The following is a 13,916-nucleotide window of genomic DNA, read 5'->3' as shown; positions in this document are numbered from 1 at the left end:
AGGGCATATACGAGAGAGTCAAAGGAGAGATATAGATGAAATTTGTAAGCAATAATAATATTACTGATCCTACAATTAACCTTGCCATGGAAGAGTACGTGTTAAAACATTTACCTTCGGATGACAGTTACTTTCTATTTTATGTAAATGGACCGTCTATCATTGTCGGAAAAAATCAAAATACTATAGAAGAGGTTAATAAACAATATGTAGGTGAAAATAACATACATGTTGTACGCCGTATTTCAGGTGGTGGCGCTGTATACCATGACCAAGGTAATCTAAATTTTAGTTTTATTACAGATGATGATGATAATAGCTTCCATAATTTCAAAAAGTTTACAGAGCCAATTGTACAAGCACTTCAATCAATGGGTGTAGATGCTGAAATGACTGGTCGTAATGATATTCAAGTAGGGCAAGCTAAAATTTCAGGGAATGCCATGGTTAAAGTTAAAGATAGAATGTTTAGTCACGGTACATTAATGTTAAATAGTGACTTAGGAGAAGTACAAAATGCATTGAAAGTTAATCCTAAAAAAATTCAATCTAAAGGTGTTAAGTCAGTGCGTAAGCGTGTAGCAAATATCGACGAATTTTTAGATGAATCGATTTCCATTGATGACTTTAAACAAATCATTTTGAAAACAATCTTTGGTGAACATGAAGTCGAAGAATATAAGTTAACAGATGAAGACTGGAAGAATATTGAAGCATTAAGCAATGAGAAATACCGTACATGGGATTGGAACTACGGGCGAAATCCTAAATATAATTTTGAACGCGATGAAAAATTTGAAAAAGGCTTTGTACAAATTAAATTCGATGTTAAAAAAGGCAAAATTGAACATGCTAGAATCTTTGGAGACTTCTTTGGTGAAGGAGATGTCACTGAATTAGAGAATGCTTTAATAGGGGCGTTACATGATTATACGCATATTAAAGAAGCTATGGAAGACTTTGACTTTTATCATTATTTCGGTGATATTGAGAAAGAGGCTATCTTAAAATTAATGTCTTATTAATATAACTAAGCGGCTATTGAGGAGTTAATTCTATAGCCGCTATATTTTTATTTATCTAAATGGTCAATAGCATATTGCGCTTCTTTTTGTGTGAATTTTTCACCGTAGCTAGAAGTGAGTTGATTATAAATTGTTTCTTTATCAATGATTCATTTTTGCAAAATTTCTAATACAAGATTAAAAAATCAACATTAATTGAGCAACCATTGTAGTGTATTTCAGTTGATAGGTCGAACTTCATCTAATATTTCATTTTGACGTTTTTCCATAGAATTATATTCGGCTTTGCTAACTCTATCTTCATACATTTTATCTGAAAGATTGAAATATTCATCTTGTAACTTTTGTTTTCTAGTTTCATTTTGCTTGTTCCATTCTACTTGATCCTTAATCCACTGTTCATGTGCTTTTTGTTCAGCAGGAGTTCTATATACGCCATTGTGGTCATAGTCGTATCTTTGTTGAGTTTGTTGATTATTAGCATTAGTTTGTTGTTTTTGTTGAGAACTTTGTTCTTGAGATGTAGATTGTAGGTTATTTTGTTGTGGCACTTGTGTGATATCTTGTTGTAATTGTGCTTGTTCTTGGCTAGCTTGATTTTCTTTACTAGAAGAATTTTTCTTATATTCTTTCTTTTTCTCTTTTGATTTATCTTTCTTCTTTTTATTATCGTGTAATTTTTTATCTGATTTATTTATAGAACTTTTATTTGAGTTTTCGCTTGATGAATCTTTATTACTACATGCACCTAGAATTAAGAAACTAGTAAATAATAAGACTAAAAACTTTTTCATTATATATCTCCTTTAATAATTAAGACATAACAATTTATGAATTTAACAATTGCTGTTTTTTCTTATCAAATTATTCCTGTGTAATAGCATCCATATCTAATAACTCTTTTAATTTTTTAATTTTTTCAAGAGGTTGTAAGTCATTATCTGAATGAGTTGCTTGATCAATAAGACCTAGAGAATTATTACTTCCTTCAACATTCTTGTTTACAAATTCTATAAATTTGTCTAAATCTTTATCATTAACCCACTTCATAGAAACCTTATTACCACTTGAATAAAAAGAAATAGTATTCCACATTAAGATTTTGCTTAATTCAAAAGTACTAATTTTACCATAATGAAAAATTTCAGAATCGTATCCACTCAATCGTTTTGCGCAAAAGATTATTCTTTCGTCAGTGGCTGCTAGAACACCATGTCTTATTGTATTTTTACCAAGAGATTTAGTTTTATAAGCACCAAATATTGCATAAATAATTGTTTCGTTATCATGTAAAAACACATCTTTTATCAAATCTACATTTTTAGTTTTGTTAGCCATGAGAAAAACTCCTTTAATTTAAATTTTCATATCCAAACACTCGTAATGATTCAAACATAATAGAATAATTATTGTAATAAGTGTTGTTACCGTATTTAATTTTATTGTTTTTATGTATATCCATTTCGTACGCTTCACTTAATTTATATAAAATATTCATTTATACAATTTAACGATTTACAATAAGATTATAACATTAAAAAATAGTGCGAAATATAAAAATGTTAGTGATAACGAAAAAAATCTTTAATTTTAGATCAATATTAGTAATAATTAAGGTGTTCTTAAAAAGGTGTACGTAGAGTAGGGTAATCAATGTCAAAAAAGACAAAACAATCATGCATATAGTTTTAAATACTAGGAACAACTACTTAAAGATGGTGGTATAACTTCGTGATTTTAGAATGAATAAAATCATGGGGGGTATCAAAAGTGGACAACGAACTTTCAAATTATGTCCACTTTGTCCACTCGTTGACAAAAATTTTTAAAATAGACTTTTTCAGATTTTTAAGAAAAATAAAAAGAACGTTTATATATCAACGTTCTTTAATGATTTGAGTTAACAAATTTTATAGATTTTTACTAATGAACGGAAACGGAGGGATTCGAACCCTCGCGCCGCTCTCGCGACCTACACCCTTAGCAGGGGCGCCTCTTCAGCCAACTTGAGTACGTTTCCATATGGCTCCGCAGGTAGGATTCGAACCTACGACCGATCGGTTAACAGCCGATAGCTCTACCACTGAGCTACTGCGGAATAATATGTATTTATATAATGTATCTCTATGAGCACAAATATTATTATATCAATAAACTTAAAATTTGCAAGGGATTATATTTAAAAAATATACGGAACATTTACACTATATTAATATAAAAGTCCCGTATGATTTAAAATTAAACGTAAAACTATTTATCTTGTAATAGTGAATAATGTGAAAGTGCTTCGAAAATATTTAAAGTCGTTTTCTCATAATCTATTGGCATTTCTGGATTGTTTGACTTCATACGAGATTGTTTATCGACCATGTAATAATAAAAAATGCAGTTAGAGTATTGGTGCCAAATACTGTGGTAGGAAACATTAAGTGTTAATGTTTGATGATTTGCAAAAATAATTTTACATTTTCGATTTTTAAGAGGTTTAATTTCATGTACATAATGCATATTAATCCACATGTTTTCTTCTAAACGGTCTGAATGCGTAGGGAAAAAATAAGTGGGGAAGAGAGGAGTCAATAAAATAGGTGGTTTACTAGTAATGCCGGCAATTCGTTGTGTTTCGGATTTCTTACTAATATAGCTATTACCATAAAATTTACATGAGCGTTCGACGATTTTTTGAGTTTTGAATGGGCTTGAAACTATTGTGGAATCATATTTCCATATTTCTGATCCTTTTGTTTGCTCATAATCATCAATGACGGGTTTGATTATCATATCTCCTTTTCGAATAATATATACAGTATTTTGGCTTTGAGAAATATTTGTCATCTCTTAACCTCCTTAAATTTATATCATTATTAAGCGCTAAAAACTCAACGATTAATAATATAAATTTATTATATAAAGTTTTTATATGTTGTCAAGATAATCATTACATATAAAATTACACTTATTTTTTGTGAAAAGTCAGAATATTCGATTGATTTAAAAAATAAAAGCTTGTATACTATCCTTATACAAAAAAGAAAGGCAGTGATTACAATGAATCACAACACGAATGTCAAGAATACGACACTAGAAGATTTTGTAACGACAGTTAATGATTTAGGCGTTGAGCTAGTCATTGAAGAGGCACTTCGTCAGGGACGAAAGAAACAGTTAATGAAATTGATTGATGAAGCGTTGATTAATAAGAACGAGGAAGAATTTATCAACTATACCACTGAATATAAAAATCTGGAGGCATTTCTCAATGAGTAAATTAGGATCCTGTAACTCATTATAAAAGGTCTATTCACTACTTAAATCAAAGTTAGCGAATAGACCTTTTTACATTTTATTTTTGACCACCGTTTGATTTTCCCTCAATTTTATTACGAATCCATTTTACTAAATATCCTGTTATAACAATTCTAAGTACGCGTTTGATAATATTCATACTAGCTTACTCCTTTTTTATGTTTATTTGAGTTTACCCGTTCTACACATTATTAAAGATAATTTCTAAAATTACTGATTAAATTTTTGGATGGCGGTTATTTGGTATAAATATATAGCCATTTTGATCAGCTTTAGTTGTAAAGATTATGATAATACCATGGATAATTGAAATAATGGTTGGAATAGTAGTCCAAAAGAACACTAAATGAAGCACGCCTTGCCACACTTTGTCTGCGTAAAATTTATGAATGCCGACACCACCCAGAAATAAAGAACATAATACATATAATGTTTTATTAACTCTCATAACTTTGTTGCCTCCTTAATCTCATATTTTAAGCATTTCAAAAATTAAATCAAATATTACTAAGGTGATTGAAAAAATGATTATAATCACAATTAATATGTTTCAATTTACTGCAATTAATTTATTATTATTTGTAAATTTTATATAATATAGTTAACAAAAACTTATGGAGAGGAGAACGGTAAATTGATCAGAAAAGCACGTCCGAGCGACAGTAAGCAAATAGCGGAATTATGTTATATCATTTGGCATGATATGGAACTAGATATTGTACAAGAAATCACTAAAGAACGTGTTATTCATGCAATTGAAGAAAGTATAGTCAATATTAATTATAGAACGAATTATAATAACATTTGGGTATATGAGCAAGACAATCATGTTGCGGGATGCATCATAGCATATAAGGGTGATAAAGAATTAGAGTTAGAAGCAGCATGGAATAAATTACCGTTGGAAGAAGACATAAAAGCACTAGGTACGCCATTACCTTTGAAAGAATCTAAAGATGATGAATGGTACATTGAGGCTGTTGCAACATTCTCGGAATATAGAGGACAGGGTATTGCAACTAAATTATTTAACTATTTAATATCTACATACCCAGATAGAAAGTGGAGCTTAAGTTGTGACTATGATAATCCTAGAGCTAAGAAATTATACGAACGCTTAGGTTTTAAATGGACTGAGGATATAGAATTGTATGGCCATCAATATTTACATATGGTTTATTCAAAATAGGTAAAAATAAAACGGAGGAGACAGAAACTCTAATTAGTTTCATTGCCTCACCCCGTATTATCTTACTAGTGAATATTTAAAATCTGTCTAATAATATATTAAATTCCACCTAATAAAGCACTAATATAAATACCTAAAGCGTATAATACACCAAAAATTGTGTTTGTTTTTCCAGTTGCAGCCATAGCTGGCATCATACTTGCAGGTGTATCATTCTTTTTGAAACGACGAATAGCTTTAACTGGCATAGGGAATGATAACAATACAAGTAGATAAAATAGTGAACCACCATCTACAAATAATGCAGTATAGACAACGAAAACGTATGCAATGATATACATAACTGCCATAAATGTAATTGAAGCGCGTTTACCTAATAAAATAGGTAGAGTTTTACGTCCACTCGCTTGGTCTTTGACTCTGTCGCGTATATTATTAGCCATGTTAATTAGACCAATTGTAATTACTATTGGAATACTAATCCAAACCACAAAGCTATTGATATTGCCAGTTTGTATGAAGAACGCTAATAAAATAATAATCATACCCATGAATAAACCAGAAAACAGTTCACCAAAAGGTGTCCAAGAAATTGGCATTGGGCCACCTGTATATAAATAGCCAATTGCCATACAAACGATTCCTACTGGAATGATCCAAAATGAACTATTCGCTGCTAAAAAGATACCAAGTAATGCAGCAACGATATAAAAAGCAATTGCTAGATTCATGACAAGTTTTGGACTCATACCATTTCTTACGATAGCACCACCGATACCAACGGATGTGTGATCATCTAAACCTTTTTTAAAGTCATAGTATTCATTAAACATGTTTGTTGCAGCTTGGATAAGTAAACAAGCGATTAACATTGCAATAAATAACATGAACTTGATGTTATCTTGACTACCTAATAAAAAAAGTTTTGCAGTTGCAGTACCAACTAAAACCGGTACAACAGCGGCAGTTAAAGTATGAGGTCGCATCAAATGCCAATATTTTCTAACAGTAGAATATTGTTGATATTGATTTGCCATAATTTGATCTACCTCTTATTGTATATTGTTTTAATATATGTATTTTAAAGGAATAGTAAATAAAGGTCAATCAACGTGAAATATTTCTCTAGAAGATTAAGCAATTATGCCACCATAAATAGTTAAAAATGATACAATATTGTAATGAGAAAAAATAGATAATGAAAGAAGTGAAATGAATGGCTGCGAATATAAAGGAAGATGACATTATTGAGTCAATATATGAAAGTAACAAAAGCTGGATATCTGTTGAAGTGAAAATTGATAGAGAACTTGCACCTGATGAATTGTTCAATTTAACAGAATCTCAGGCAGGAGATCGCTTCTATTTTCGCTTAAATGATAATGCGTCTTCATTTTTCGGCTATCATGCTGTTCAAAGATTCAAAAATAACTTTGATAATAAGCAATCGATCTTTCGTGAGTGGGAAAAATTTAAAAAAGATATTGAATTGGTACACCCGGATATAGAAAAGCATCATTTGAAAGTCATAGGAGGATTTCAATTTTCTAGCCATAAATCTGATGATGAATGGCGTGAATTTGGCATTAATCATTTTGTAATACCTCAAGTTTTAATATCAAATATCGGACAAACTACTTATCTGACATATACAGTTGAAAGAGCCCAATTTGATATTGAACAGTTTAAAGAAGTAGTGAATTACTTTGAAGAAACTCAAATTGCTAAAGCTGAACATGATGAAACATTGGGGAATATCTTACGAATGGAAGATATCTATGTTGATGAGTGGAAAGAACTCGTTAGGGATGCGATTGCTCAGCTTGATGAAACTAAAAAAATCGTTCTTGCAAGACGTCGTATGATTAAATTTGATAAACCAATTAGTATACCTTATGTGCTTAATCGAGCATTACAAAGCGAAAGAAACAGCTATTTATTCATTTTAGAATCCAATCAATCTGTATTCTTTTCACAAACGCCAGAACAACTTTTAAAAGTAGAAGACGGTGTTCTATCTACAAAAGCTGTAGCTGGTACGATTAAGCGATCTAACGACATAGACGAAGATGAAAAAAATATACAAGCATTTCTAAAAGATAAAAAGAATTTAGATGAACATGATTTTGTAGTTAAAAGTATTCTAGATGACATAAAGCCTTATGTTGATAATATTGAATATAATCATTCACCTAATATTTTAAAAAACGACCATCTATATCATTTATATACTCAAATTCAAGGTCAGTTGAAAAACAATTCCTTTATAGGATTAATTGATGAAATGCATCCTACACCAGCTTTAGGTGGCTATCCTAAAAATGAAGCACTCAAATTTATTGAAGAAAATGAATTTGGAACACGAGGCTTATATGGTGCACCAGTTGGTTATATCGACATGAATGATGATTGTGAATTTATTGTAGCAATACGCTCAATGTTAATAAAACAAAACCAAACCACGTTATTTGCAGGGTGTGGTATCGTAAAAGATTCTGACCCTGATAGTGAGTTGGCTGAAACTGCAGTTAAATTTTCACCGATGATGAATGCTTTAGGAGTAGTAGATAAGAATGAATCATAATGAAGCACTAACAAAACAAGTATATACATTTGCTTCGGAGTTATATGTCTATGGAGTACGTGAAGTTGTAATTAGTCCCGGCTCAAGATCAACGCCATTGGCCATTGCTTTTGAAGCACATCCTAATATTAAGACATGGATACATCCTGATGAACGTAGTGCAGCGTTTTTTGCTTTAGGCTTAATAAAAGGTAGCGAACGCCCTGTAGCTATTTTATGTACTTCTGGGACTGCGGCGGCAAATTATACACCAGCAATTGCAGAGAGCCAAATCAGTCGTATACCTTTAATTGTATTAACAAGTGATCGTCCACATGAATTAAGAAGTGTGGGGGCACCACAAGCAATTAATCAAGTTAATATGTTCGCAAATTATGTTAATTTTCAATTTGATATGCCTGTAGCAGATGGTACTGATTACATGCTAGACGCAATTTATTATCAAATGCAAATTGCAAGTCAGTATCTATATGGTCCACATAGAGGTCCTATCCATTTTAATTTACCATTTAGAGAGCCATTAACACCTAACTTAGAAAGACAAGAGTGGCTAACATCTTATTCTAAAAAGCTGCCGCATTATCAAAAAAATATTAATGTTCAAGACATCAGACATATATTAAAAGAGAAAAAAGGGTTAATAATAGTTGGTGATATGCAACATCAAGCTATCGATCAAATACTTACTTATGCGACCGTGCATGACATACCTATACTTGCAGATCCATTAAGTCAATTACGTAAGTATAATCATCCAAATGTGATTACGACATATGATTTATACTATCGTGCAGGACTCGACATAGATGTTGATTTCGTAATAAGAGTTGGTAAACCTGTTATCTCAAAAAAATTAAATCAATGGCTTAAGCGCACAAATGCATATCAAATTTTAGTGCAGAATAATGACAAGATAGATGTATTTCCAACGCCACCGAGTATTTCATACGAAATATCTGCAAATGATTTCTTTAGAAATCTTATCGAAGAAGCAGCTGTCGATCGAAAAGACTGGATAAACATGTGGCGAACACTTGAATCACAGGCTAGAAATACAATCGATAAACATATGACAAATGCAACAGATGAAGCGGCATTTGTAAAAATTTTAATTGATAAATTAACTAAAGACGATGCTATTTTTGTAAGTAACAGTATGCCAGTTCGTGATATCGATAATCTACTTTATAATAGTGAAGTTGAAGTATATGCGAATCGCGGTGCAAATGGTATCGATGGAGTTGTATCAACTGCAATTGGAATGGCTGTACACAAGAAAATCACGCTGATAATCGGCGATTTAGCATTCTACCATGACATGAATGGTCTTTTAATGGCTAAAATTAATAATATTAATTTAAATATAGTTTTACTTAATAATGATGGTGGCGGTATATTCTCATATCTTCCACAAAAAGCATCTGCTGAAGCATATTTTGAACGTTTGTTTGGAACGCCGACTGGATTGAATTTTGAATATACAGCATTACTTTATGATTTTACATTCAAACGATTTAATACTGTGGCAGATTTCACTCAAGAAAAGCTATCACATGTGAATTCACATATTTACGAAATGGTAACCAATCGTGATGACAATATGTCACAACATCAAATTCTATATAAGAAATTGAGTGGTATTCTAAATGTTACACTATAACTTCTATCAATCACAAAACAATTCAAATCAGTTATTAGTACTTTTACATGGCTTTATTAGTGATAGTCGTACGTTTAATGATGATGTTCAATATTTTTCACAGGAGGCTAATGTTCTTACAATCGATTTACCAGGGCATGGACAAGATCAATCACCAATTGATGTAACTTGGGACTTTCCATACATTACGACACAATTAGATGAGTTATTAGATATATACAAATCTTATGATATTACTTTACTCGGATATTCAATGGGTGGTAGAGTGGCCTTGTATTATGCGGTGTACGGTAAATGCTCTTTGTCAAAATTGATAATTGAAAGTAGTTCTCCAGGAATCAAAGATGAAAATAATCGACATGAGCGTCAACAAATAGATGCAGCAAGAGCGAAAGTATTAGATATTGCTGGGTTAGAGGTATTCGTTAATGATTGGGAAAAATTACCATTATTTTATACGCAATATGAACTAGATAAAGATAAAAAGTCGGCTATAAGAGAAATGCGATTATCCCAAGATCCACATAAATTAGCAAAAGCATTGCGTGATTATGGCACTGGTCAAATGCCTAATTTGTGGGAACAAATTGGTAATATTCAAATACCTTGTTTTATTTTAACTGGTGAATTAGACCAAAAATTTGTAAAAACTGGACAAGCTATGAATAAGGGTATGAAATACAGTCAAATCCATATTTTTTCAAATGTAGGTCATACAATTCATGTGGAAGATAAAGCGGAATTTGATACAATAGTATTAGTTTTTTTAAAGGAGGAGCAAAATGACTAGACAGTGGGAAACACTTAGAGAATATGATGAAATAAAATATGAATTCTACGAAGGAATTGCTAAAGTAACGATTAATCGACCTGAGGTAAGAAATGCATTTACACCTAAAACAGTAGCTGAGATGATTGATGCATTTAGTCGTGCACGTGATGATCAAAATATTTCTGTAATCATCTTAACAGGTGAAGGTGACAAAGCATTTTGTTCTGGCGGTGACCAAAAGAAACGTGGACACGGTGGCTATGTAGGCGAAGACCAAATCCCACGTTTAAATGTATTAGATTTACAACGTTTAATCCGTGTCATTCCTAAACCAGTTATCGCAATGGTTAGAGGTTATGCCATCGGTGGTGGTAACGTATTAAACGTAGTATGTGACCTAACAATCGCTGCTGATAATGCTATTTTCGGACAAACAGGTCCTAAAGTAGGTTCATTCGATGCTGGTTATGGTTCTGGTTACTTAGCAAGAATCGTTGGTCATAAAAAAGCACGTGAAATTTGGTACTTATGTCGTCAATATAATGCACAAGAAGCTTTAGACATGGGCTTAGTTAATACAGTGGTACCATTAGATCAAATCGAAGATGAAACAGTTCAATGGTGTAAAGAAATTATGAAACATTCTCCAACTGCTTTACGTTTCTTAAAAGCTGCTATGAATGCGGATACTGATGGCTTGGCTGGATTACAACAAATGGCAGGAGATGCTACATTACTTTACTACACTACTGATGAAGCTAAAGAGGGTCGTGACGCGTTTAAAGAAAAACGTGATCCAGACTTCGATCAATTCCCTAAATTCCCATAAATCAGTAACGGTAATATAAAAATGTATAATTTTAGGACACTTAAATAGTGATAAACTGATTGACAGTTAACCACTATTTTAAGTGTCCTTTTTTAATTAAGGTTATTTATTGTAGTTTGCTTTTAAGAATCTTTCTAATCGACGCATACCCTCTTTTAAGACATCCATATCATATGCATAAGAGATACGAATGTAACCTTTACCCATATCGGTGAATGATGATCCGGGAACCATTGCTACGTGTGCTTCTTCAAGCACTTTGACGCAGAAATCGAAATCATCAGAAGTATAGTTACGAATACTTGGGAATATATAAAAAGCACCTTCTGGTTGAGCATCCAATTCGAAGCCCAATTCTTTTAATTTACTTACTAAATAGTTACGACGCTCTATATAAGCTCGGTTCATGTATTGAGGCGCATCTAATCCTTCATTAAGTGCAGCAATACATGCGATTTGTGACGGTACATTTGCACATATACAATTATATGCATGCATAAATGTTAACTTTTCAATTAGGTACTCAGGACCTAGTAAGAAGCCTATACGAATACCGGTAGCGGAGTGAGACTTACTTAACCCACCAATAAGTAATAATTGATCACGAATTTCCTCAAATTCTGCAAATGAGACATGACTACCTTTGAAAGTATTTTCTGCATAAATTTCATCGCTAATAATAAAAATTTCTTTTTCTTTCAAATAATTTACAATGCCTTTTACTTCATCACGTTCTAATATCACACCAGTTGGATTCGTAGGATAATTCAGCAAAATTGCTTTTGTTTTATCAGTGTAATGTTGTGCAATTAATTCTGGAGTGATTTTAAATTCTGTATTTGTAGTATCTATATAAATAGGCTTACCACCTAATGTTTCAACTAAAGGAATGTAGCCTGCATAAATAGGTCCTGGAATTAATATCTCATCTCCAGGTTCGATAATACTTCGCAATGATGTATCAAGCGCTTCACTCGCGCCATTCGTAATAATGATTTCCTCTTCACTATAATAAAAACCGTACTTATTTTTGAAATAATTACTTATTGCCTGTCGAGTTTCCGGCAATCCCTTATTGTGTGAGTAACTCGTTTTATCTTCTTTAATCGCATTGATGTATACCTCTTTTACCACATCTGGCATAGGAAAGTCGGGTTGACCAATCGTTAAATTTACACAATCATCAATGTACTTCATACGATTGGAGAACTGGCGTATACTTGGTGCTCTTAAAAATTTGGAATTCGTATTTAAAGATAATTTCATTTTTTACACCTCAAAAAACCAAATTATAGTAACCTTGAATGTTACTACAAAATTTTTAGAATAATCTTATAATAACATATTTTTGAGTCACCATAATTTGGCAAGTCCGTTTGTATTAAATTTTTTTATTATCCTCTAAAAGAAGAAGGTTTCTTTAAATTAATTAAAGGATTCGTCCATTTACAAACAAAGTTCGTCGATAGTAAATATACAATTAATACTGAAATGAGAATTAAATAACCGTAAGTGAATACTGATATATGATCTTTAAAAGGATATATTTCCAATCCTCTAACTATACCTATAACTAAACCATGTAATAAATAGACGTACATTGTGCGATTTCCTATATAAGTATAAACACGTTTATGATTACTCATTAAATTGAGAAATGAGAACATAGCTACAAAGATAACGAAGTATAGCAATAGTCTTTTCAATGGGCTGTACACATCTTCATTATTATTTTCAAGTGAAGTATAGGGACTACTACCCAAAAGCCAATCTGAATTGATTGGGTGTATATAGTAAACGATGAAAAATATAATAAGTACAATGATTGAAATTAGCCTTAATTTTTTATTTCTCAATAATTGAGTATGCGCTCGCGTTGTTAAATAACCAACATAAAAAATCGGGAAAAATACGATTGTTCTTGAAATACTCATATAACCATCGATATCATCAGAAAAACCTGCAAGTATTGAAATAATCAAAGCGACAGGTAACACATAATACGCTTTATAGCGACGTACTATGACAAGGATGACATGGAAACAAAATAATGTAAGTAAGAACCACAAAGCAAATACAGGATTAAAAGGGTCCATTTGAATTGCATCACTTTTACCAGTTACAAAATAATAGATAGAAAAGAATGCATAAAATATAGCGTAAGGTGCGATTAACTTTTTAGCTACATTCTCTAGATAATGTGGTTTATCTAAATGTTTCGCAAAGTATCCAGAGATAAATAAAAACGATGGCATATGGAAACTATAAATTAACAAATATAATGCGGATAAATATTTACTTTCAGAAGTATAAGGTTGAATCATATGACCGAATACGACTAAAAAGATAAGGATGGCGCGCGCGTTATCGAAAAAGTAATCTCTTTTTGTATCCATCGACATACGATTGTCTCCTTTTTAATTAATAACTGTATTTAATTTAGTATATATTAACATTGAAATGCAACAATTTAGGATGAAATGTTGGGTAATAACTATTATTTGTATGTAAATTCTATTTGATTTTAGAAAATTAGATTTAAATATGAATA

Annotated in this window: 16 protein-coding genes and 2 tRNA genes; 7 read left to right on the top strand and 11 right to left on the bottom strand. The window is 31.6% G+C overall.

Annotated elements, in window-relative coordinates; translation table 11 throughout:
• The first annotated feature begins 35 nt into the window (after positions 1-35).
• A complete protein-coding gene (gene lplA / locus EQ029_RS09055) occupies positions 36-1,025 on the top strand; it encodes a lipoate--protein ligase (RefSeq protein ID WP_016931368.1) in 990 nt (329 codons plus the stop codon).
• A gap of 47 nt (positions 1,026-1,072) precedes the next feature.
• Here the strand turns inward: lplA and EQ029_RS09050 are convergent, their stop codons facing one another.
• From EQ029_RS09050 to EQ029_RS09025, 6 genes are all read right to left on the bottom strand, one after another.
• Positions 1,073-1,156: an Ltp family lipoprotein gene (locus EQ029_RS09050; RefSeq protein WP_227528431.1), complete on the bottom strand. Its 84-nt coding sequence runs from the start codon at positions 1,154-1,156 to the stop codon at positions 1,073-1,075.
• An 87-nt stretch (positions 1,157-1,243) separates the two neighbouring features.
• Complete coding sequence (locus EQ029_RS09045; protein WP_011276200.1) at positions 1,244-1,819, bottom strand: hypothetical protein; 576 nt, start codon at positions 1,817-1,819, stop codon at positions 1,244-1,246.
• A gap of 70 nt (positions 1,820-1,889) precedes the next feature.
• Positions 1,890-2,363: a PH domain-containing protein gene (locus tag EQ029_RS09040; protein ID WP_011276199.1), complete on the bottom strand. Its 474-nt coding sequence runs from the start codon at positions 2,361-2,363 to the stop codon at positions 1,890-1,892.
• A 593-nt stretch (positions 2,364-2,956) separates the two neighbouring features.
• Positions 2,957-3,045, bottom strand: a tRNA-Ser gene (locus EQ029_RS09035).
• Between the two features lie 3 nt (positions 3,046-3,048).
• Positions 3,049-3,123, bottom strand: a tRNA-Asn gene (locus tag EQ029_RS09030).
• A gap of 152 nt (positions 3,124-3,275) precedes the next feature.
• Positions 3,276-3,860, bottom strand: coding sequence for a competence protein ComK (locus EQ029_RS09025; protein WP_011276196.1), 585 nt, complete (start codon positions 3,858-3,860; stop codon positions 3,276-3,278).
• A gap of 213 nt (positions 3,861-4,073) precedes the next feature.
• Here EQ029_RS09025 and EQ029_RS09020 point away from each other — a divergent pair, with 213 nt between their 5' ends.
• Positions 4,074-4,292 carry an IDEAL domain-containing protein gene (locus EQ029_RS09020; RefSeq protein ID WP_011276195.1) on the top strand — a complete coding sequence of 73 codons (219 nt, stop codon included), beginning with the start codon at positions 4,074-4,076 and terminating at the stop codon, positions 4,290-4,292.
• 76 nt (positions 4,293-4,368) lie between these two features.
• Here EQ029_RS09020 and EQ029_RS12785 read toward each other — a convergent pair whose 3' ends face one another.
• Entirely contained in the window at positions 4,369-4,470 is a 102-nt protein-coding gene (locus EQ029_RS12785) for an SAR1012 family small protein (protein ID WP_011276194.1), read from the bottom strand.
• Between the two features lie 78 nt (positions 4,471-4,548).
• Complete coding sequence (locus tag EQ029_RS09015) at positions 4,549-4,779, bottom strand: NINE protein (protein WP_011276193.1); 231 nt, start codon at positions 4,777-4,779, stop codon at positions 4,549-4,551.
• 186 nt (positions 4,780-4,965) lie between these two features.
• On the opposite strand from EQ029_RS09015, the gene EQ029_RS09010 reads away from it, so the two are divergent.
• On the top strand, positions 4,966-5,520 hold the full coding sequence (locus tag EQ029_RS09010; RefSeq protein ID WP_016931371.1) for a GNAT family N-acetyltransferase: 555 nt from the start codon (positions 4,966-4,968) through the stop codon (positions 5,518-5,520).
• A 98-nt stretch (positions 5,521-5,618) separates the two neighbouring features.
• Here EQ029_RS09010 and EQ029_RS09005 read toward each other — a convergent pair whose 3' ends face one another.
• Positions 5,619-6,557 carry a 1,4-dihydroxy-2-naphthoate polyprenyltransferase gene (locus tag EQ029_RS09005; RefSeq protein WP_016931372.1) on the bottom strand — a complete coding sequence of 313 codons (939 nt, stop codon included), beginning with the start codon at positions 6,555-6,557 and terminating at the stop codon, positions 5,619-5,621.
• Positions 6,558-6,736: 179 nt separating this feature from the next.
• Between EQ029_RS09005 and EQ029_RS09000 the strand changes: the two genes are divergently transcribed.
• From EQ029_RS09000 to menB, 4 genes are read left to right on the top strand one after another with little or no spacing between them, the layout of a single operon-like run.
• A complete protein-coding gene (locus tag EQ029_RS09000; protein WP_011276190.1) occupies positions 6,737-8,104 on the top strand; it encodes an isochorismate synthase in 1,368 nt (455 codons plus the stop codon).
• A complete protein-coding gene (gene menD / locus EQ029_RS08995) occupies positions 8,094-9,764 on the top strand; it encodes a 2-succinyl-5-enolpyruvyl-6-hydroxy-3-cyclohexene-1-carboxylic-acid synthase (protein ID WP_057504780.1) in 1,671 nt (556 codons plus the stop codon). The genes EQ029_RS09000 and menD overlap by 11 nt, the downstream gene beginning before the upstream one ends.
• Positions 9,751-10,554 carry a 2-succinyl-6-hydroxy-2,4-cyclohexadiene-1-carboxylate synthase gene (menH, locus tag EQ029_RS08990; protein WP_011276188.1) on the top strand — a complete coding sequence of 268 codons (804 nt, stop codon included), beginning with the start codon at positions 9,751-9,753 and terminating at the stop codon, positions 10,552-10,554. Before menD ends, menH begins: the two co-directional genes overlap by 14 nt.
• On the top strand, positions 10,547-11,365 hold the full coding sequence (gene menB / locus EQ029_RS08985) for a 1,4-dihydroxy-2-naphthoyl-CoA synthase (protein ID WP_011276187.1): 819 nt from the start codon (positions 10,547-10,549) through the stop codon (positions 11,363-11,365). Before menH ends, menB begins: the two co-directional genes overlap by 8 nt.
• A 102-nt stretch (positions 11,366-11,467) precedes the next feature.
• Here the strand turns inward: menB and EQ029_RS08980 are convergent, their stop codons facing one another.
• Entirely contained in the window at positions 11,468-12,631 is a 1,164-nt protein-coding gene (locus EQ029_RS08980; protein WP_057504779.1) for an aminotransferase class I/II-fold pyridoxal phosphate-dependent enzyme, read from the bottom strand.
• Between the two features lie 128 nt (positions 12,632-12,759).
• Positions 12,760-13,767, bottom strand: a complete 1,008-nt coding sequence (locus EQ029_RS08975; protein ID WP_011276185.1) for an acyltransferase family protein — start codon at positions 13,765-13,767, stop codon at positions 12,760-12,762.
• Positions 13,768-13,916: the final 149 nt, after the last annotated feature.

This window comes from Staphylococcus haemolyticus, assembly GCF_006094395.1.
In the GTDB taxonomy this organism is placed as follows: domain Bacteria; phylum Bacillota; class Bacilli; order Staphylococcales; family Staphylococcaceae; genus Staphylococcus; species Staphylococcus haemolyticus.
This window is presented reverse-complemented; position numbering and strand designations above follow the sequence as displayed.

Bases quoted from the DNA above. Each gene is read 5' to 3' on its own strand.
- menD (WP_057504780.1), top strand. From the start codon at position 8,094: ATGAATCATAATGAAGCACTAACAAAACAAGTATATACATTTGCTTCG.
- EQ029_RS09015 (WP_011276193.1), bottom strand. From the start codon at position 4,779: ATGAGAGTTAATAAAACATTATATGTATTATGTTCTTTATTTCTGGGT.
- EQ029_RS09000 (WP_011276190.1), top strand. From the start codon at position 6,737: ATGGCTGCGAATATAAAGGAAGATGACATTATTGAGTCAATATATGAA.
- EQ029_RS08980 (WP_057504779.1), bottom strand. From the start codon at position 12,631: ATGAAATTATCTTTAAATACGAATTCCAAATTTTTAAGAGCACCAAGT.
- lplA (WP_016931368.1), top strand. From the start codon at position 36: ATGAAATTTGTAAGCAATAATAATATTACTGATCCTACAATTAACCTT.
- EQ029_RS09045 (WP_011276200.1), bottom strand. From the start codon at position 1,819: ATGAAAAAGTTTTTAGTCTTATTATTTACTAGTTTCTTAATTCTAGGT.
- menB (WP_011276187.1), top strand. From the start codon at position 10,547: ATGACTAGACAGTGGGAAACACTTAGAGAATATGATGAAATAAAATAT.
- EQ029_RS09005 (WP_016931372.1), bottom strand. From the start codon at position 6,557: ATGGCAAATCAATATCAACAATATTCTACTGTTAGAAAATATTGGCAT.
- EQ029_RS09020 (WP_011276195.1), top strand. From the start codon at position 4,074: ATGAATCACAACACGAATGTCAAGAATACGACACTAGAAGATTTTGTA.
- EQ029_RS08975 (WP_011276185.1), bottom strand. From the start codon at position 13,767: ATGTCGATGGATACAAAAAGAGATTACTTTTTCGATAACGCGCGCGCC.
- EQ029_RS12785 (WP_011276194.1), bottom strand. From the start codon at position 4,470: ATGAATATTATCAAACGCGTACTTAGAATTGTTATAACAGGATATTTA.
- EQ029_RS09040 (WP_011276199.1), bottom strand. From the start codon at position 2,363: ATGGCTAACAAAACTAAAAATGTAGATTTGATAAAAGATGTGTTTTTA.
- menH (WP_011276188.1), top strand. From the start codon at position 9,751: ATGTTACACTATAACTTCTATCAATCACAAAACAATTCAAATCAGTTA.
- EQ029_RS09025 (WP_011276196.1), bottom strand. From the start codon at position 3,860: ATGACAAATATTTCTCAAAGCCAAAATACTGTATATATTATTCGAAAA.